15 protein-coding genes, 1 pseudogene and 1 riboswitch are annotated in these 18,743 nt (G+C 68.2%); of the genes and pseudogenes, 7 read left to right on the top strand and 9 right to left on the bottom strand.

Translation table 11 applies throughout. The features are described from left to right. Positions 1–209: 209 nt before the first annotated feature. The 5 genes from BST40_RS12680 to BST40_RS12660 all read right to left on the bottom strand — a co-directional run bounded on the left by BST40_RS12680 (position 210) and on the right by BST40_RS12660 (position 3,646). Positions 210–860, bottom strand: coding sequence for an LON peptidase substrate-binding domain-containing protein (locus BST40_RS12680; RefSeq protein WP_075546266.1), 651 nt, complete (start codon positions 858–860; stop codon positions 210–212). Between the two features lie 9 nt (positions 861–869). Then, positions 870–2,033, bottom strand: coding sequence for a glutamate--cysteine ligase (locus tag BST40_RS12675; protein WP_099185049.1), 1,164 nt, complete (start codon positions 2,031–2,033; stop codon positions 870–872). Then, entirely contained in the window at positions 2,014–2,730 is a 717-nt protein-coding gene (gene sodC, locus BST40_RS12670; protein ID WP_075546267.1) for a superoxide dismutase[Cu-Zn], read from the bottom strand. Before sodC ends, BST40_RS12675 begins: the two co-directional genes overlap by 20 nt. Before the next feature lie 69 nt (positions 2,731–2,799). Beyond that, the gene (locus BST40_RS12665; RefSeq protein ID WP_075546268.1) at positions 2,800–3,273 is read right to left on the bottom strand and encodes a LytR C-terminal domain-containing protein; all 474 of its coding nucleotides are present in this window, start codon (positions 3,271–3,273) and stop codon (positions 2,800–2,802) included. A gap of 64 nt (positions 3,274–3,337) precedes the next feature. Next, positions 3,338–3,646, bottom strand: a complete 309-nt coding sequence (locus tag BST40_RS12660; protein ID WP_023370272.1) for a nucleoid-associated protein NapA — start codon at positions 3,644–3,646, stop codon at positions 3,338–3,340. A 279-nt stretch (positions 3,647–3,925) separates the two neighbouring features. On the opposite strand from BST40_RS12660, the gene BST40_RS12655 reads away from it, so the two are divergent. From BST40_RS12655 to BST40_RS32855, 5 genes and pseudogenes are all read left to right on the top strand, one after another. Next, positions 3,926–4,519 carry a peptide deformylase gene (locus BST40_RS12655; protein WP_075546269.1) on the top strand — a complete coding sequence of 198 codons (594 nt, stop codon included), beginning with the start codon at positions 3,926–3,928 and terminating at the stop codon, positions 4,517–4,519. Continuing rightward, positions 4,519–5,403 (top strand): N-acetylglutamate synthase, CG3035 family, encoded by an 885-nt coding sequence (locus tag BST40_RS12650; RefSeq protein WP_083154428.1) that lies wholly within the window; start codon positions 4,519–4,521, stop codon positions 5,401–5,403. Before BST40_RS12655 ends, BST40_RS12650 begins: the two co-directional genes overlap by 1 nt. A gap of 17 nt (positions 5,404–5,420) precedes the next feature. Further along, positions 5,421–6,236: an exodeoxyribonuclease III gene (locus tag BST40_RS12645; protein WP_176357533.1), complete on the top strand. Its 816-nt coding sequence runs from the start codon at positions 5,421–5,423 to the stop codon at positions 6,234–6,236. 127 nt (positions 6,237–6,363) lie between these two features. Beyond that, complete coding sequence (locus tag BST40_RS12640) at positions 6,364–6,810, top strand: hypothetical protein (RefSeq protein ID WP_075546272.1); 447 nt, start codon at positions 6,364–6,366, stop codon at positions 6,808–6,810. 733 nt (positions 6,811–7,543) lie between these two features. Next, positions 7,544–11,158, top strand: a pseudogene (locus tag BST40_RS32855) (HAD-IC family P-type ATPase); the annotation flags it as partial. Here the strand turns inward: BST40_RS32855 and BST40_RS31675 are convergent. Further along, positions 11,121–11,435: an Rv1535 domain-containing protein gene (locus BST40_RS31675; protein WP_239988051.1), complete on the bottom strand. Its 315-nt coding sequence runs from the start codon at positions 11,433–11,435 to the stop codon at positions 11,121–11,123. The pseudogene BST40_RS32855 and the gene BST40_RS31675 sit on opposite strands and share 38 nt — an antisense overlap. Positions 11,436–11,498: 63 nt before the next feature. Between BST40_RS31675 and BST40_RS12630 the strand changes: the two genes are divergently transcribed. Then, entirely contained in the window at positions 11,499–11,774 is a 276-nt protein-coding gene (locus BST40_RS12630) for a hypothetical protein (protein ID WP_089025118.1), read from the top strand. A gap of 32 nt (positions 11,775–11,806) precedes the next feature. On the opposite strand, the gene BST40_RS12625 is transcribed toward BST40_RS12630, so the two are convergent. The 3 genes from BST40_RS12625 to BST40_RS12615 form a co-directional block, all read right to left on the bottom strand. Beyond that, positions 11,807–15,676 carry a SpoIIE family protein phosphatase gene (locus tag BST40_RS12625; protein ID WP_083154425.1) on the bottom strand — a complete coding sequence of 1,290 codons (3,870 nt, stop codon included), beginning with the start codon at positions 15,674–15,676 and terminating at the stop codon, positions 11,807–11,809. After that, complete coding sequence (locus BST40_RS12620; protein WP_075546274.1) at positions 15,673–16,053, bottom strand: STAS domain-containing protein; 381 nt, start codon at positions 16,051–16,053, stop codon at positions 15,673–15,675. The genes BST40_RS12625 and BST40_RS12620 overlap by 4 nt, the downstream gene beginning before the upstream one ends. Positions 16,054–16,157: 104 nt before the next feature. Beyond that, the gene (locus tag BST40_RS12615; RefSeq protein WP_075546275.1) at positions 16,158–16,853 is read right to left on the bottom strand and encodes a PAS and ANTAR domain-containing protein; all 696 of its coding nucleotides are present in this window, start codon (positions 16,851–16,853) and stop codon (positions 16,158–16,160) included. An 83-nt stretch (positions 16,854–16,936) separates the two neighbouring features. Further along, positions 16,937–17,047, top strand: a riboswitch (TPP riboswitch). On the opposite strand from BST40_RS12615, the gene thiC reads away from it, so the two are divergent. Further along, on the top strand, positions 17,038–18,684 hold the full coding sequence (gene thiC / locus BST40_RS12610) for a phosphomethylpyrimidine synthase ThiC (protein ID WP_083154434.1): 1,647 nt from the start codon (positions 17,038–17,040) through the stop codon (positions 18,682–18,684). It overlaps the preceding riboswitch by 10 nt. The last annotated feature ends 59 nt before the right edge of the window (positions 18,685–18,743 follow it).

Raw genomic sequence — 18,743 nt, 5'->3', positions numbered from 1 at the left:
TCCAGGGCGGAAGAAGTGCCCGATCACCGCCCTGGATGCAATATCGATGCCATAGACACACACTCGAAAACCCTCATGGCACACTCGGCGGCGCCAGGCTCCGACCCAACCGCGTCAGCAGGTGACAAAGGCGTTGCGCGCCTCAACTTGTCGCTCGAAGGCGGCTCGGCCAGGACTGCGCTGCGCGCGGTAACTGAATCAGCACCGCGCTACTCGGACAATTGAAATTCGACCATCGCGGCAATGGAATCCACCGCCTCCAGCATTGCGGTCAGCCGGTTGGCGGCCGTTGGCGCCGACAACACGGCGTAACGGTCGGCCGGTCCCATCGGTACTCGAGACGCCAACGTATACAAGAGTTTTCCAACCTCACCAGTGTCGTCGTACGTATAGCCCAGCACCACATCGCGATCCGGCAGGCGGACGCCGCGGACGGCCGCGATGCGCTGGAACAAATCCATGACCCGATTTTCAGCGTTGCGGAATTGGCTTTCCGTCACGCGATCTCCCGGTTCGTCCGGCCAAAGCACTACCCTCGCCCGCGGATAGGGATCGTCGGGTAGCCAGTCACACACCCGGATCCGCTCTCCTGTCCGGCAACGCAGTTGATAGCGACCCGCACCCTGATCGATGCATTCGCTGATGCTGGCCAGCGTTCCGACGTCATACCGGGAATCGCCGCCCCCCACTTCCCGCCCCCGCACGATGAGCACCACGCCAAACGGATCACCGGTGTCGATGCAGTGCCGCACCAGCGCGCTGTAACGCGGTTCGAAGATGCGTAACGGCAGCTCTTCGTCGGGCAGTAGCGCCGACTCGAGCGGGAACATCGCCAACTCGAACGGTTTTGTCGCCGTCATCCGACAGCCTCAAATGTCTAGTTCGGCAACCAGCGCATCGACGACGGCGCGCAGGTCGCCGTCATGGTCCTCGGCCACCCGCCGCTGCCGCTGATAGGAAGCACCCACCCGGGGGATATCGGCCACCGCGGCAAGCTCGTCGGCACAATTCAGCGACTTGGCGACCGGCTCCAGCCGGGTCAGCAGATCGTCGAGGTCCTCGGTGACCAGCCGCTCGTTACTGTCGGCGTCCAAGATGATCACAGCGTCCAGGCCGTAACGGGCGGCGCGCCACTTGTTTTCCTGGACATGCCAGGGGGGCATGGTGGGCAGCGTCTCACCGGCGTCGAGTCGGCGGTCCAGGTCGACCACCAGGCAATGGGTGAAGGCGACCAGCGCGCCGAGCTCACGCAAGTTGGAGATCCCGTCGCACACCCGCACCTCGATGGTACCGAGATGTGGTGAAGGTCTTATGTCCCAACGGATTTCGTCCATGTGGTCGATGATGCCGGTCTTCTTCTGGTCGTAGACGAAGCCTTCGAACTCGGCCCAGGTCTGGAACTGGAACGGCAACCCGGCGGTGGGCAGCTGCTGAAACATCATCGCCCGGTTACTGGCATAGCCGGTGTCTTCGCCGCCCCACCAGGGTGAGGACGCCGACAGCGCCAGCAGATGGGGGTAGTAGTTGAGCAGCGACGAGATGATCGGCATCACCTTGTTGGCCGACGAGATCCCGACGTGGACGTGCACGCCCCAGATCAGCATCTGGCGGCCCCACCATTGGGTGCGCTTGATCAGCTCGGCGTAGCGTGGCGCGTCGGTGAGCTTCTGGGTCGACCACCGCGCGAACGGGTGAGTGCCGGCGCAGAACAGCTCCATACCGCGGTCCCGGACGATCCGGCGCGCTGAGCCCAGGGTGTCACGCAGATCCTGCATCGCCTCGGCGGCACAGTCACAGATACCGCTGACCACCTCGACGGTGTTGCGCAGCAGTTCCTTGTGGACGCGCGGGTTTTCACCGATCTCGGCGATGACCGCGGTGGCTTCGTTGCTCAGATCTCGGGTATGCGCGTCGACCAGCGCGAACTCCCATTCGACACCGACAGTCGGCCGCGGTGACGGGGCGAAATCGATGCGGGCATCACCTTTACCGGGCGCCCTGTTGACCGGCGAGCTAGCCGGCACCGATGACACCACACGCCACCCGCTTGCCGGCGTCACCGGTGGTCATCGTGGTCTGATCGGGCCCCGGGGTTCCGTTGGCCTGGGTGTAACGGTCCGCCGGGATGTTGGCGAAGTTGTCGGCACCGGCGTGGATGATGATCGCGGTTTTCTCGCCGCTCACCAGGTCGTCCATCGTGAAGGCATCGGTGGTGGTCACCAGCATGCCGCTGCCGTCACCGCGCACCTGCAGCGACGTCAAGTCACCATTGGATTGACCGGCCTTGGCACGCCCGGGCACCTGAAAGTGCCCGCCGGCGGATAGGAAGTCGCCGGGAGCGCCGCCGGACGGAGCGACCGAATTGGGCTCGCACTTGCCCGCCTGGTGGATGTGCACGCCGTGGAAGCCGGGCGCGAGGCGGCCGGTGCCGGTTGTCGCGATCGTGATGGTCGCGAACCCGTTGGCGAACTCGAACTTGGCGGTCGCCACCTCGGTGCCGTCGGGCGCCCGCAGCTGAGTGGTCAAGCCCTGTGCGCCGGGCACCCCCTCCTGATGGCCCCGGCCCTCCGACGGCGCGGGTGATCCGGTCCAGATCGACGGCGTGGTACCCGGTGTCGTCGAGGCGTGTTGCGGTGATGAGCACGCGCTTACCAGCGCGACGCAAACGGCCGCGGACAGGGTGGACAGGGTGGTGGCTACGACGTGGCGGTGACCGGCGGGCATAGACATAGCGGAGAGCCTAGCCTGGCGCCCCCCTTACTACCGAGCGGGTCGAAACGACCCGCTGGGAAGTCGGGCTCAACCCGTGACGAGGACGATGACGCCGGGCGGTTGGTCGGCAACTTCGGCGATGCGCCGCTCGACGGGCGCTCCCAGTTTCTGTCCCACCGCGTCCGCGGTGGCCCGCTCGCCCTCGGCGTCGCCGTAGTAAACGGTGGTGACGGAGACTTCCGACACGGCGAGGTTGGTGACCTCGGTCACTTTGAAACCGGCCGCCTTGAGTTGGTCCGCGGTACGCCCGGCGACTCCCTCTTTGCCGGAGATGTTGTATACCCGCACCTCGGCCTGGTTCGCCGCGGGCTTGGCGCTGGTCGAGGTGGGCGCGGTGCTGGTGGTCGTCATGCCGGCCACCGTCGACGAGTCGTCATCGGATTTCCCGGACGAACCCAGAGCCTGCCAGCCAAGCAGCAGGAAGATGATGCCCAAGAACAGCAGCACCATCACCATGGCCCGCAGGGGAAGCCCCGTAGAGTCGGGTACGCGCTCGTTCATCGAGCCCACTGTAGCCAGGAGTGGCCCGAAACCTGTAACGGCGCGTCAAAAAGGTGGACGGGTGTCAGGTCACCTCGAAGCCGAGGCGACGCGCCGCCCGCGCCTTCTGACGGCTAGCTCGCAGCCGCCGCAGCCGTTTCACCAGCATGGGGTCCGCGGCCAGCGCCTCGGGTCGGTCAACCAGCGCGTTGAGCACTTGGTAATAGCGTGTCGCCGACATGGAGAACAGCTCTTTGATCGCTTCTTCCTTGGCGCCGGCGAACTTCCACCATTGACGTTCGAAAGCCAGGATGTCGTGCTCGCGACGGGTCAGACCTTCGGCAATGTCAGAGTCGTCCCCCGCTCGATTTGCCCGCGCCATAGCGCCGTCCATATTGCTTCCCCTGGGCCCTTCCGGCGAATGCTCACTTAGCTCGAATGACTTGACCTACAAAGGCGCATGTTCCGGCGAATATTGAACCACGCCCGGAACTGTTGCCCGGTTACCCTGACCCGCGAGTCGGCCGATTGGGTGCATTGTCCTGCTTCCCGCCGCGCTGGCCGCATCGACCCGGTCACCGGCTCCGGGACGTCGTCGACCGCTGCGTCACATCGCCACACCAGCCACCGGCGGCACCGGTACCCCGCGCCGGCCCGCCTAAGCTAGCCGACCATGGCAGTCGTTCCTATTCGCATCGTGGGCGATCCCGTCTTGCACACTCCGACGAAGCCGATACCGGTCGGCGCCGACGGATCGCTGCCGGCCGATCTGCCGCAGCTGATCACCGACATGTACGACACCATGGACGCCGCGTACGGCGTCGGCCTGGCCGCCAACCAGATCGGCTACGGACTGCGGGTGTTCGTCTACGACTGCGCCGAGGACCGCGGCAAAACCGCGCGCCGCCGAGGGGTGGTCATCAACCCGGTGCTCGAGACGTCCGAAATCCCCGAAACCATGCCCGACCCGGATAACGACGAGGAGGGTTGCCTGTCGGTTCCCGGCGAATCGTTTCCCACCGGGCGGGCCAAGTGGGCGCGGGTCACCGGCCTCGGCGCCGACGGCACGCCGGTCGACATCGAGGGCACCGGCCTGTTCGCGCGGATGCTGCAGCACGAAACCGGGCACCTGGATGGCTTCCTGTACCTGGACTGTCTCATCGGCCGGTATGCCCGCAGCGCCAAACGGGCGGTCAAGTCACACGGCTGGGGCGTACCCGGGCTGTCGTGGCTGCCGGGCGAGGGGCCCGACCCGTTCGGTCACTGATGGCGATCTCGTGGCCGGACGCCGGGACGCGGGTGACGGTTCGCTACCGCCGGCCGCCCGGGTCTGTCCCGCCGCTGACCGACGCGGTGGGCCAGCTGCTGACCGTCGCCCCGACGGTGCGGGTGCGGACCAAGACCGGCGCGACGGTCGACATCGCCCCCACCGATGTCGTGGCGGTGCGGGTTCTCACCGATGCTCCGGTGCGCACCGCGGAGATCCGGGCCGTCGAGCACGCGGCCGCCAAGGCCTGGCCCGGTGCGCAACGCTGCTGGCTGGACGGCTGGCTGCTGCGGGCCAGCCACGAAGCCACTCCCGCCGATTCGGCAGTGCCGCTGGACATCTCGGCCCGAGCGGGTACCGTCCCCGCGATCGCCGACTGGTACCGGGCCCGCGGGCGCACGCCTCGGCTGGCCATCCCGGACCGGCTGCTGCGCCAGCCGACCGGATGGGTGCCCGAACACACCGAACGCCTCCTGGTGCGCGACCTGATGCGCGATGTCGGCGACGCGAGCACCCGCCCGACCGACCGCTTGATCATCGTGTCCGCCCGTCCCGACGACACCTGGCTGCGGCTCGACGACCGCCGGATACCCGTTGACGTCTTAACCGCCGTCGACGACGGTGAACTTGCTTTCGGCAGCTACCCCGGGGTGGCCGCGCGCGCGGCCGTCACCGACGCGCCGGACGGCACTCGGTGGGTGGGGCTGTGGGCAACCGGCGACCAGTCCCGCGCCGCGCCACTGTATGAAGCGCTGCTGGCTTGGGGCGCTCGGCGCGGCGCGACCCGCGCCTACCTGAGCGTGCCGGGCGCCGGCCCGGCCCAACCCCTGGGTTTCGGGCTGCACCATCGCCGCCGCTACCTGCGGCCACCCGATAGCCTCTAGCCATGCCCGAGGGCACCATCCGGCTGGCCACTTGGAACGTGAATTCGATTCGCACCCGCCTGGACCGCGTCCTGGACTGGCTTGCCCGCGCCGAGGTCGACGTATTGGCCATGCAGGAGACCAAGTGCGCCGACGGACAGTTCCCCGCGCTGCCACTGTTCGAACTCGGCTACGAGGTCGCACATGTCGGTTTCGATCAATGGAACGGCGTGGCAATCGCATCGCGGGTCGGTATCGACGATGTCCGGATCGGCTTCGACGGCCAACCCACCTGGAGCCGTAAGCCGGAGGTGGCGGCCACGGCGGAAGCCCGCGCCCTGGGCGCCACCTGCGGCGGTGTCCGGGTGTGGAGCCTGTACGTGCCCAACGGTCGCGCCCTGGGTGATCCGCATTACACCTACAAGTTGGATTGGCTTGCGGCGCTAAAGAATACGGCTGAAGGCTGGTTACGCGACGATCCCGCCGCCGCCATCGCGCTGGCCGGTGACTGGAACATCGCCCCGACCGACGACGACGTGTGGAGCACCGAGTTCTATGCCGGGGCCACGCATGTCTCGGCACCGGAGCGCAAGGCGTTCAATGCCATAGTCGAGGCCCAATTCGCTGACCTGGTAAGGCCTTTCGCCCCCGGACCGGGGGTCTACACCTACTGGGACTACACCCAGCTGCGCTTTCCGAAGCGGCAGGGAATGCGGATCGACTTCATCCTCGGCTCCCCCGCACTGGCGCGCCGCGTCGTCGACGCGCAGATCGTCCGCGAGGAGCGCAAGGGTAAGGCGCCCAGTGACCACGCGCCGGTCTTCGTCGATATACGCGACGACTCGACTACATAACCGGCAGACACTCTCCAGTCACTCTTCGTTGTCCTGGCGTTGGTAACGTGGCAGGCTTTTAGTAGACATGCGTGCTGTGAAGTGTGCGGCCCAGAGTAGATAAACGATTACAAGCCAGGGAGTCATCATGGGAGTCGTCGGCGGAGCGGTCCGCAGCGTTGGTCGAACGGTGAGTCAGGCCGCCACGGTGACCACGGCTGCCGCGGGCGCCGTCGGCGGCGCGGCGGTCAACGGCGTTGTCGGCGGCGTAAAAGGAGTCGCGGAGGGCGTGCAGCGCGGACTCAGCACCGGCACCAAGTCGACGCCGGCGGCCGCGTTGGCCATCGGCGCGCTCGGCGTCACCGGAATTGTCGAGTGGCCGATCCTGTTGGCCGTCGGGGGCGGCGCGTTGTTGTTGCGCCGGATGAACAAGAAACCCGGGGACTCCGGGCCGCCGGTGAAGGCGAAACTGACCTCGGTACCTAGCGAGTCCGAGCCGGAAAAAGCTCCACCACAGAAGACAACCGCCAAGGCACCGGCCAAGAAGGCGAGCGGGCGCCGGGCAGGTAGCACCGAGCTGCGCAGCACCAACTGACGGCGGTGTTGAGCACCCGTTGAGCATTGCCAAGTCCATAACACGGTCTCTGCCGCTGCGCGCCCTCGCGACTGGCATTCAGGCGACCACCGCGCTTACCGTCGCATCGGTCACGGTCGCCGCGGACGTCGCCGAAACGTTGGGTAAGACGGCGGGTTCGGTCACCAAGGTGTGTTTCGAGGCGTGTTTGGAGGCCGGCACGGCGCCGCTGCGCGACGGGGCCAAGGCGGTTTCCGGCGAGCTGTCCCGCGAAACACTGAGCCGGCACTGCTGGCGCGGTGACGACCGCGCCTGGATCGAAGTGCGGGGCCTCGGCGACGACGGCGAACTCGGCCGCCTCGTGCTCGAATCGATACGGGCCCACCCCGGCGTGGCGTCGGCCGGCCTGAACTACCCGTTATCCCGTGTCGTCGTCGACATCGACGGGCCGGCGACAACGCTGCGGGAGCTGTGCCGCGTCGTCGCCGACGCTGAAAATCGTTACCGCTCAACGCAAGACAATTACCACCGCACACCCGCGGCCAGCCTGCCGGGCGATGGTGTGGTGCTGGCGACCCGGGCGGTGACCCTGGCCGCCAACGCCGCCGGGCTGGGCCTGGCGGTCGGTGGCCGGGCCCTGCGCTGGCCCCGATTGCCGAGCAGCCTGCTCGCGGGCGTGGTGGCGTTCGACTACCAGCCGCGATTACGCGGCCTGCTCGAAGACCGCATCGGCGCGGCCGCGACCGACACCGTCATGACCTTAGCCGTCGCCGCGGCAGAGACACTCACGCAGGCGCCGGCGTCGTTGTCGGTGGGCCTGGTGATGCAGACGCTCAAAGCCGCCGAATCCCGTGCCGCGGCGCGGGCCTGGCACTACCACGAACCACTGTTGGCGCGGCATGCGGACCAAGCCCCGATCGAGCCCGTCCGCCGGCCCGCGCCTACCGTCGAGCGCGCTACCGGTCGTTTTGCGCTCATCCAGGCGATCAGCGCCGGTCTGGTCGGCGCCAGCACCCGCAACCTGGACATGGCCGCCACCGCCGCGCTGGTGGCCACCCCCAAGGCCAGCCGAACCGCACCAGAGGCGTTCGCCGCCGCGCTCGGGCAAGGGCTGGCCGATCGCCATCGGGTCTTGCCGTTGCGCCCGGAGGGCCTGCGCCGCCTGAGCAAGGTCGACGCGATCGTCGTCGACCCTCGGGTGTTGTGCACCGAAAAGCTGCGGGTGGCCCGCATCGCCGGCGCCGAGCAGGACGAGCTGTCGTCGGCCTGGAACCGCGCACAGCTGCTCCTGGAAAACAACGGTCTTCCTCCCGGCTGGCACCAGGTACCCGGAATGCCTTCCAGCACAAGGGCATCCAGTGTCAGAGCGCTTTTTCTGCCGGCCCACGACCCATTCGCCGCGGCCGTGGTCGCCGAGGCACATCGCACCACAGCGGAGCTGGTCTCGGTGGACGACGGCTCGTTGGGCGAGCTTCGGCCGGCATTCGACGATATCCGGCCGTTGCCGAACGGAGCGCAGAGCAGCTCGATCGACGACGCCCTGGCCGGCGCGGTCGCCGATCTGCAAAAGGCCGGCCGGACCGTTGCGGTGTTGTCTTCGATTGGCGGGCAAGCCATTTCGTCGGCAGATGTGGCATTGGGGGTATTGCCGCACGCCGCGGCGGGCCCGACGTGGCATGCCGACGTATTGCTGCCCGACCTCGCCGCCGCCTGGCGCATGATGCACGCAATTCCAGCGGCCCGGGAAGCACGTCGGCGGGGAATCGAAATCTCCGGTGGCGCATCAGCTTTGGGCGCATTGCTGATGCTGCCCGGGGTCCGTGGGCTGGGCCCGGGACCCGTGACCACCGGAGCGGCGGCGGGGATGCTGTCGGGATACCTGTTGGCGCGCAAGATCGTCGGGGCGCGGCCGCCGCGCCCGGCGGCCTTCCACGAGTGGCACGCGATGTCCCCCGAGCAGGTCCGTAAACTCCTGCCGTCACCGGATGACCCGGAGCAGCCGGCGCCGGAGCGCGCCACACTGGCCACCCGCGCCATCGCCGGCGGCATTCACACGGCACAGCGCGGAGCCCGGCTCACCGTGGGGCCCGCGCAGGCAGTCGGACAGTTCCTCGGCGCGGTGCGTGCGGAGTTGTCCGACCCGCTGACCCCCATGCTGGCGCTGGGCGCCACCGCCAGCGCGGTGCTGGGGTCGCCCGTCGACGCGGTGATGGTCGGCTCGGTGCTCACCGGTAACTCGGTACTCGCCGCGACCCAGCGGTTGCGCGCCGAAAGCCGTCTGAATCGCCTTCTGGCACTACAGGTTCCGCCGGCCAGGAAGGTGGTGGCCGGTCCGGACGGACAGCGGGTGTACCGCGACGTCATCGCCGAGCAATTGCAGCCGGGCGATGTCATCGAGGTGCGAACCCACGAGGTGGTCCCGGCCGACGCCCGGGTGATCGAGGAGGTCGACATCGAGGTTGACGAATCCGCGCTCACCGGCGAATCGCTGTCGGTGACCAAACAGGTCGACGCCACGCCGGGTGCGGACCTGGCCGAGCGCCGCTGCATGTTGTACGCGGGCACTACCGTCGTCGCGGGCACCGCGGTCGCGGTGGTGACCGCCGTCGGCGCCGATACCCAAGAACGGCGCGCGGCCGAACTCGTTTCCAGCGACCTGTCCAATGTCGGTCTGCAATATCAGTTGAGCCAGCTCACCAACCGGGCCTGGCCGGTCAGCATGACCGGCGGCGCCGTGGTCACCGGGCTGGGCCTGCTGCGTCGCCAGGGCCTGCGGCAGGCGGTGGCCAGCGGCATCGCGGTCACGGTCGCCGCCGTCCCGGAAGGCATGCCGCTGGTGGCGACGCTGGCACAGCAGGCGTCGGCGCGGCGGCTGACCCAGTTCGGCGCGCTGGTTCGGATCCCGCGTTCGGTGGAGGCGCTCGGCCGGGTCGACATGGTCTGCTTCGACAAGACCGGGACACTCAGCGAGAACCGGCTGCGGGTGGCCAAGGTGCGCCCGGCGCCCGGGTTCAGCGGCGATGAGGTGCTGCGCTGTGCCGTGCACGCCGCGCCGGCCACCAACGGCGGCCCACAGCTGCATGCCACCGATGTCGCCATCGTCGAGGCGGCGCCGTCCGGCGTGGCCGGCAACGGGGACCCCCCGGATGCTCACCTCCCGTTCCGCTCGGGCAGGTCGTTCTCGGCCTCGGTGTCGGGCACCGAGCTGACCGTCAAAGGTGCGCCCGAGGTGGTGTTGGCCGCCTGCGGCGCCGACGGCCCCGACATGGACCAGACGGTCGCCGGACTGGCCGCCGATGGGCTGCGGGTGATCGCGGTGGCGCGCCGGCAGCTCGACCCGCAGCAGGCCCGGTCGGTTCTCGACGACCCCGACGAGATCGCCCGCTTCTGTCGTGACGGCCTGTCCCTGGTGGGCTTCCTCGGGCTGTCGGACACCCCCCGCGGCCCGGCCGCCCAACTGCTCGCGGACCTGCACGAACACGGGCTCGACGTGCGGCTGATCACCGGCGATCACCCGATCACCGCCGCGGCGATCGCGCAGGAACTGGGTATGTCGGTGGCCCCGGATCAGATCATCAGCGGTGCGCAGTGGGATGCCTTGTCGCGCAAGGACCAGGAACAGGCGGTGGCCGAGCGGACCATCTTCGCCCGGATGACCCCGGAGAACAAGGTGCAGATCGTGCAGACGCTGGAACGCAGCGGGCGGGTCTGCGCGATGGTCGGCGACGGCTCCAACGACGCCGCCGCGATTCGGGCCGCCACCGTCGGGATCGGGGTGGTCTCGCACGGTAGTGACCCTGCGCGGGTCGCCGCCGACATGGTGCTGATCGACGGACGCATCGAATCGCTGCTTCCCGCCATCCTGGAGGGTCGTCAATTGTGGCAGCGGGTCCAGGCGGCGGTGTCGGTGTTGCTGGGCGGCAACGCCGGCGAGGTGGCGTTCGCCATCATCGGCAGTGCCATCAGCGGAACGTCGCCGTTGAACACCCGACAGCTGCTGCTGGTGAACATGCTGACCGACGCGTTGCCCGCCGCGGCGCTGGCGGTCAGCAAACCCCGCGACCCGGCCAGCCCGGACGCCCGCGGCCCGGACCAGCGCGCGCTGTGGCAGGCGGTCGGCGTCCGCGGGGCAACCACGGCTGCCGCGGCCACCGCGGCGTGGACCATGGCGAGGTTCACCGGCCTGCCGCGCCGCGCATCGACGGTGGGACTGGTCGCACTGGTCGCGGCGCAGCTGGGCCAAACCCTGCTGGACTCACATGACTGGCTGGTGGTGCTCACCGCGCTGGGCTCACTGGCCGCGATGGGAACCCTGATCAGCATTCCCCTGGTCAGCCAGCTGCTCGGCTGCACCCCACTCGGCCCGGTCGGGTGGGCACAGGGCCTGGGGTCGGCCGCCGCCGCGACCGCCGCGATGGCCGTTCTGAACCGCATTCTGGACAGTACGGATGCGGAACCGGATCCATCGGACCCGTCGGCACCCGAGCGGCGTACCCCGCCGGCACCGGGCGAGGGGCCGGCTTGCGCTCCACGATCTCCACGAACCCCACCCGCCACAGCAGCGCATAAAGCTCCCGCAACGGCACGCTCAGCACCGCGGCAATCGACGAAACCAGCGGATCGGCCAGGGCGTCGGTCGTCGACATACTCCCGACGGTGACCCTACGACACTGCTCGGCGGCAAACCCTTCGTTACTGAAAGGCAAATGATGGTAGAAAAGAAGGCTCGTCGCGGAACATCGCAGCGTGAAGCCGTGAAGAAAATCAGAGAGGGCGAGACCTTCGTGGTTAATCTTCCGTTGGTGGGACAACTAGAAGTGCCCCGGCCCGAACAACTGGCTTACTACGGCGGCCTGGCCGCGCTGGCCGCCCTCGAACTCATCGACTGGCCGGTCGCCTTGGTGATCGCGACCGGCCACGTCCTGGCGAGCAACCACCACAACCGGCTCCTGGAAGAGCTCGGCGAGGCGATGGAAGAGGCCTGATCACGGCCCAATCAGGCCTGGTCAGTTCCCCGTCAGGGTGCCGCCGCATCGTCGAACTGCAGCGCAACCCGGGTTCCGCCGGCAGTGCGGACGGTGTCGACGCGGTCAGCGAGCCCGCTCATCAGGGTGAGCCCACGTCCGCGCCGCTGGCTGCGCAGGCTGGCCGAGGAATCACCTGCCCATCGGCCGGAGTCGCTGACGGTGACCACGACCCGGTCCCGGTGCAGGAAAGCCTCGATGGAGACGGTTTTGCGGGCATCGCAGCCGCTGCCGTGTTCGATTGCGTTGGTCACCGCTTCTCCCGTGGCCAGCAGGATTTTGTCGCTACCGGCGGGTGCGATGTCGATGGTTGCCAACCAGTCCCGCAGGCGCTGCCGAGCGCCCGGGATTTCCGCCGGGACAGCGTGCAACACGGTGGCGAAACTGTGCGTCCCGACATGGCTGGGCCGAAGCGCCAGCACCACGACGTCGTCGCGGTAGCCATCCAGGGGGCGCATGCGGTGCAGCAACTCGGCGCAGACCGCATCGACGGGCAGCCCGGCGCACGCTGCGGCCGCGGTTTGCAGACGGGCGAATCCCTGGTCGAGCGTCTCCCCGGCCCGCTCGATCAATCCGTCGGTATAGAGCAGAATCAAACTTCCTGCCGGTAGCTCGGCGTGTCCGGTGGCCACGGTCGAGTCTTCTCCGTACGTGGCCACCGGGGGACGCCGGCCCGATCGGAGATAGACCGGGCGACCGTCCGCGGAGACCAACAGCGGATAGGGATGCCCGGCACACAGGTACCTCATGGCGCCGCCCCCGGGTCTGGCGTCCGATGGGGCGTCGATGACGGCGTAGGCAACGGTGGCGCCGCGGGCGCCGGCGATGGTAGCCCCATATTTGTCCAGCGCCGCCAGCACATCCGACGGCTCGGCCGACGTGAGCGCGGAGGCAGCCACCGCCGCACGCAGTCGGCTCATCACGATCGCGGCCGGCAGACCATGCCCGACGACGTCACCCACCGAGATCCCGATCGTGCCGTCGCCATTCAACGGCGTCACCGAATACCAGTCGCCGCCAACCCGCATCGCTTCACCCGCCGGTTGGTACACCGCGGCCACCGCCGCGGCCGTCGACCCGCGATTCAGGTCGAGAAGGTGCTCCTGGAAGGAGACGGCAATCCGATGTTCCTGGGCTCTGAGCAGCACCCGGTCCAGTGCGGATTGAGTGAATTCGGCTATCCGGGTGAACACGTCGAGTTCGGCGGCGTCGAACTGGCGCGGCGTCGGCCAGAGCAGGATCAGCACTCCGATCACACGGCCGGTGCGACCGCGCAACGGGTGGGCGACGCAGGCGCGCACACTGGCCGCGGTGTCCTGCACGGCGTGTTGATAGCGCGGCGGGAGCGCCAGGGTGTCGCTGACGACCATGGGTGTTCCGCGGCGGATGACGTCGGGCCCGACCAGGGGGCTGTTCAGCGAGACCACGTGATAGCGGTCGCGCACTTCGGCGGGAAGCCCGCCGGCGTACTCGAAGCGGGCGTAATCGCCGTCGACAACCCCGATTCCGACGGCGGCCGGGTCCGCACCGAACCGGGAGTCGAGCATTGCCGCCAGTATTCCGGCCACCGAGTCCGTGGCCTGCAGCGCGGCGTCAAGCTCGGCCAGGCCGACGGCCAGCCCCTGCCGCCTGCGCTCGCGGTCGACGGCGGCCAGCCGCGACTTCACCCGCTCGACGAGTTCCTGGGACCGGAACGGCTTGGGCAGGTAGTCGTCGGCACCGCCGGCGAGGCCCTCGCTGACGGCTTCGGCGCCGGCCCGGGCGGACAGCATGATCACCGGCGTGGCCGCCAGGACCGGATCATCGCGGATGGCCGCGACGAATTCGAATCCGTCCAGGGACGGTATCATGACGTCGGTCACGATCACGTCCGGGTGCAGCCGGCGAGTCGCGTCCAGCGCCGCCTCGCCGTCGGCGACCAGAACGGTCTGCCAGTGCGGCGACAACACCCGGTCCAGGTAGGCCCGCATGTCGGCGTTGTCGTCGACGATCAGCACCACCCCGCGCCCCGGGGCACGGCTGACCTCCGGGCGTGGCGTGGTGCTGATCGACGACCCCAACCACTGGCTGGCCTCCTCCACATACGGATTGTTCGCGTCCTTCGGCCGGGTGAACGACGGGTCGACCGCGGTGTCGCCCAGCGACGACGGAAGCCGAATGGTCACGGTGGTACCGCGGCCCGGTTCACTGTCGATCTGCACCGTGCCGCGCTGCAGCTCGACCAGGCCGCGCACCAGGGACAGGCCGATGCCGGTGCCCTCCGCACTGCGCCCGCTGACGTTCGCGGCCCGGTAGAAGCGCTCGAACAGACGGCCCAGGTCGTGTCCGGCAATCCCGACCCCGGTGTCGCGCACCGCAAAGCGGCAGTGCGTGCCTTCGCTGCGCACCTCGACCGTGATCGATCCGGTCAGCGTGTACTTGACCGCGTTGGACAGCAGGTTGAGCACGATCGTCTCCCACATGTCCGGATCGACATCGGCTAACACCGGATGACAGTCCAGCACCAGGTCGAGACCTGCGCGCGCACACAGCTCGCTGAACGAGGAGGCGATATCGGAGGTCAACGCCCCCACGTCGGTGCATGCCAGCGTCGCGTTCGCACGGCCGGCTTCGATACGGGAGAAGTCCAGCAGCGAGTCCACCATCCGCTGCAGACGCCGCGCGTTACGTCGCGCGGTGCCTAGCCGTTCGGCCAGGAGCGTGCCGGATCCCGCGTCGGTCTGCGCGTCGTCGAGCGGCCCGAGCAGCAGCGTCAAGGGCGTGCGGAACTCGTGGCTGACGTTGGTCAAAAAGGCTGTCTTCGCCCGATCCAGTTCGGCCAGCGCATCGGCTCGCCGCCGTTGCTGCTCATAGGAGAGCGCGGCCGCGAACGCCGCGGACAGCTGGTCGGCGAGCAGCTGGCAGAAGCTCTGATACAGCGGGTCCAGCGGACGGCGCGGATTCGTCCCCACTACCAGCGCACCCGGGGCCGAGTTCTCGCCGAGCGGCAGCACCAGCGCCTGCCTCGGGCAGTCCTGGGTGAAAACGGTGTCGATGCCGGGCATCAGCTCGTCGAGGTGGTCGACGACGTGCGCCGTCTCCCGCGATCGCGACGCCGCATCCCACCCGGTCAGCAACGCCAGGTCGGCGGGTAACACCGAACGCATCGACGGCGTGGCGCCGCGCAGCGTGGCCCCGTCCCTGTCGGTGTCGGAACCGTCTCGCACGTAGACCGCGATGAACGGCAGATCCTCTGGCTGGCTGGCACAGGCGGTGACGGCTGCGCTCACCGTGTCCTCGATGGTCCGGGTCTCCATGGTCGCCGACGCCACGGCATTGAGCAGGTGCAGGCGGCGCTCGCTCAGCACCCGCTGGGTGGTCTCGATGACGGCGCAGAAGACGGCCGTGACGGCACCGCGGCCGCCGATGATCGGGCTGTAGGTGAACGTGAAGTACCGCTCCTGCGGCGTGCCCGCGGTCACCAGCGGCAACATCAAGTCGTCCGACCAGGTGGCCTTGCCGGTCGCCACGACCCCGGCCAGCATCGGCCCGATTTCTGTCCATATCTCCGGCCACACCTGCCGGCCGGGAGCGCCCAGAGCCGCCGGGTGCTTGTCACCCAGGATGTGCGCGTACGCGTCGTTGTACATCAGGAACAGCTCTGTCGGGTCCAACCACAAGACGATGGGAAACCGCGATGTCAAAGCCACCGCCACCGCCGCACGAATCTCGGGTGACCAGTCGGCGGGCGGACCGAGCGGATGAGCCGGCCAGTCGAATTCAGCGAAACAGCGGCCCATTTCGCCGCCCAACGGGACCGCGGCCGCCAAGTCACCGGGTAGCTGTCGCCTACCGGAGGTGCTGGGCGGGGGCGGCTCGCTCATCGCGCCTGTTCAGATTCCTTGGGTGGGCACGTCCGCAGGGCTTCCGACATGGTGGGGTAGATCTTGAGTATCCGGTCCAGCTCGGTCACCCTGATCGGCTGGGTGACCTGACCGTGGCCGGCGACCAGCCGGACCGACGTCCCGGCGGCGATGCCCTGCTCGTGGCAATCCAGCACCGCGTTCAATCCCGCGCTTCCGAAGAAAGTCACCGGTTGCAAATCGATGACGAGCAGGCGGGCGGGGTGGCTGGCGGCCAGCTGCAGGGCCGCAATCAGATGGGCGGTGAGTTCGTCCACGGTCGTCGAGTCGATATCGCCCTCGGCACGCACCACAACGGCGTCCTGGCAAACCTCATGTCCGACCGCCAGCAGGTCCATGGCCTTCACTCCGCCCGCGAATATGTCGAATTCCGGTAGTTAACTGGGGCGGGGCGCCCGACCCACGCCTGCGCCGTCCTAGATTGCTACAGCCTAACCCGAGCCTAACCCGGTCCAGCCGGGATGCGTTCATGCACCGTGAGCAACAGATGGTCGAACTGGCTTTGGACGGTCGCCGAGGGCGCCGGCAAGGTGGCGACTTCGGCGACCAATTGCTTTGCCAGCGCGCGCACTTTGGTATTCGTCTCCTGCGACCGCCACTGCAGGACACGGAAGGCCTGCTCGGGGCTGACCCGGTACACGGCCATCAGCACACCCTTGGCCTGCTCGATCGCCGCGCGGTTCTCGAAGAGGTCGGGCAGGGCCTCGTCGAGCACTTCCTGCCGGGCTTCGTCGAAGGTGTCGGTGAGGTCGATGTAATAGCCGGCGGTGCCCACTACCGCACCCGAATCGTCGTGCATGCGATCGGCCACGACGATCGCGTCGTGCACGTTGCCCGCGGTGTCGACGAATCGATGACGGCTCGAAAACGAGCCACCCGAGCGCAACGCGTAGTCGAGTAAGTCCTGGACATGGGCGCGGTCGTCGGGATGTTTGTGCGACAGCAGCAGCTTCGTCGTCGGCACAACCGATCCGGGTTCGTAGCCATGCATTCGTGCCACTTCGTCGGACCACTCCCAACGTTGACCAACGAACCAGAATCGAAAACCGCCGACATTCAAGTACTTACTGAGCCCGGCGGTCGTTTCGCCGCCGGTCGGATGGTCACGGCAGTCGGGCAGGTGCACGTCTGAAATCATCCCACTTTAGGTGCCGACCGGCCAGCACGCGCCAGACGCCCCTGCACAGCGGCGCCGCGCTGCGCTAGCGTTGGGTACATCAACCAAATCCACGCGGGAGCGCACCCCCAGTGCGCTGAGAGGACGGCTCGGGGCCGTCGACCGTACGAACCTGACCGGATAATGCCGGCGTAGGGAGATGACAATGACCGTGACCACCGAACCGTCGGCGGCTTCCGTGACCACCGGCCCCATCGCGGGCAGCAGCAAGACTTATCGCGCACTGGACGGGGTACCCGGCGCGCGTGTGCCGTTTCGGCGGGTGCACCTTTCCACCGGGGATCACTTCGACCTCTACGACACCTCCGGTCCCTACACCGATCCCGATGCGGTCATCGATCTGACCGCCGGCCTGCCGGGGCGGCCCGGGGTGGTCCGCGACCGCGGCACCCAGCTGCAGCGCGCCCGCGCCGGCGAGATCACGGCCGAGATGGCGTTCATCGCCGCCCGCGAAGACCTGCCGGCCGAGTTGGTCCGCGACGAGGTCGCCCGCGGCCGGGCGGTGATCCCGGCCAACCACAACCATCCCGAGAGCGAGCCGATGATCATCGGCAAGGCGTTCGCCGTCAAGGTCAACGCGAACATCGGCAATTCGGCGGTGACGTCCTCGATCGCCGAGGAGGTCGACAAGATGGTGTGGGCCACCCGCTGGGGCGCCGACACCATCATGGACCTGTCCACCGGTAAGAACATCCACGAAACCCGCGAGTGGATCCTGCGCAATTCGCCGGTGCCGGTCGGCACGGTGCCGATCTACCAGGCGCTGGAGAAGGTCAAGGGCGACCCGACCGAACTGACGTGGGAAATCTACCGCGACACCGTGATTGAGCAGTGCGAACAGGGTGTCGACTACATGACCGTGCACGCCGGGGTGCTGCTGCGCTATGTCCCGCTGACCGCCAAGCGGGTCACCGGCATCGTGTCCCGCGGCGGGTCGATCATGGCGGCCTGGTGCCTGGCCCATCACCGAGAGTCGTTCCTGTACACGAACTTTGAAGAGTTGTGCGATATTTTCGCGCATTACGACGTCACGTTCTCGCTGGGCGACGGGTTGCGGCCGGGTTCGATCGCCGACGCCAACGACGCCGCGCAGTTTGCCGAGCTGCGCACCCTGGGCGAGCTGACCAAGATCGCGAAAGCCCATGGCGCACAGGTGATGATCGAAGGACCGGGTCACATACCCATGCACAAGATCGTCGAGAACGTGCGCCTGGAAGAGGAACTGTGCGAGGAGGCCCCGTTTTACACGCTGGGGCCCCTGGCCACCGACATCGCGCCGGCCTACGACCACATCACCTCGGCCATCGGCGCGGCGATCATCGCCCAGGCCGGCACGGCGATGCTGTGCTACGTCACGCCGAAGGAACACCTCGGTTTGCCCGACCGCAAGGACGTCAAGGACGGGGTGATCGCCTACAAGATCGCCGCCCACTCGGCCGACCTCGCCAAGGGTCACCCCCGCGCCCAGGAGCGCGATGACGCGTTATCCACTGCTCGGTTCGAATTCCGGTGGAATGACCAGTTCGCCTTGTCGCTGGATCCCGACACCGCACGGGAATTCCACGACGAGACGCTGCCCGCCGAACCGGCCAAGACCGCACACTTCTGCTCGATGTGCGGGCCCAAGTTCTGCTCGATGCGCATCACGCAGGACGTGCGCGACTTTGCCGCCAAACACGGGCTGGAGACCGAAGAGGACATCGAAGCCATGCTGGCCGAAGGGATGGCCGAGAAGTCCCGCGAGTTCGCCGAGCACGGCAACCGGGTGTATCTGCCGATCACACAGCGGTGATCGCAAGCGCGGCGGGGCCGGGCGCTGGGGGCACCTCCCGCTCGCGGGGGCCGGGTCAC

Source organism: Mycobacterium persicum (assembly GCF_002086675.1).
GTDB classification, from domain to species: Bacteria; Actinomycetota; Actinomycetes; order Mycobacteriales; family Mycobacteriaceae; genus Mycobacterium; species Mycobacterium persicum.
The sequence above is the reverse complement of the archived record's forward strand: the minus strand, read 5'-3'. Positions and strand labels throughout refer to the sequence as shown.

Coding starts and splice junctions, on each gene's coding strand:
- sodC (WP_075546267.1), bottom strand. CDS start 2,730: ATGTCTATGCCCGCCGGTCACCGCCACGTCGTAGCCACCACCCTGTCC.
- BST40_RS12615 (WP_075546275.1), bottom strand. CDS start 16,853: ATGATTTCAGACGTGCACCTGCCCGACTGCCGTGACCATCCGACCGGC.
- BST40_RS12660 (WP_023370272.1), bottom strand. CDS start 3,646: ATGGACGGCGCTATGGCGCGGGCAAATCGAGCGGGGGACGACTCTGAC.
- BST40_RS12630 (WP_089025118.1), top strand. CDS start 11,499: ATGGTAGAAAAGAAGGCTCGTCGCGGAACATCGCAGCGTGAAGCCGTG.
- BST40_RS12655 (WP_075546269.1), top strand. CDS start 3,926: ATGGCAGTCGTTCCTATTCGCATCGTGGGCGATCCCGTCTTGCACACT.
- BST40_RS31675 (WP_239988051.1), bottom strand. CDS start 11,435: ATGTCGACGACCGACGCCCTGGCCGATCCGCTGGTTTCGTCGATTGCC.
- BST40_RS12650 (WP_083154428.1), top strand. CDS start 4,519: ATGGCGATCTCGTGGCCGGACGCCGGGACGCGGGTGACGGTTCGCTAC.
- BST40_RS12625 (WP_083154425.1), bottom strand. CDS start 15,676: ATGAGCGAGCCGCCCCCGCCCAGCACCTCCGGTAGGCGACAGCTACCC.
- BST40_RS12620 (WP_075546274.1), bottom strand. CDS start 16,053: ATGGACCTGCTGGCGGTCGGACATGAGGTTTGCCAGGACGCCGTTGTG.
- thiC (WP_083154434.1), top strand. CDS start 17,038: ATGACCGTGACCACCGAACCGTCGGCGGCTTCCGTGACCACCGGCCCC.
- BST40_RS12680 (WP_075546266.1), bottom strand. CDS start 860: ATGACGGCGACAAAACCGTTCGAGTTGGCGATGTTCCCGCTCGAGTCG.
- BST40_RS12665 (WP_075546268.1), bottom strand. CDS start 3,273: ATGAACGAGCGCGTACCCGACTCTACGGGGCTTCCCCTGCGGGCCATG.
- BST40_RS12640 (WP_075546272.1), top strand. CDS start 6,364: ATGGGAGTCGTCGGCGGAGCGGTCCGCAGCGTTGGTCGAACGGTGAGT.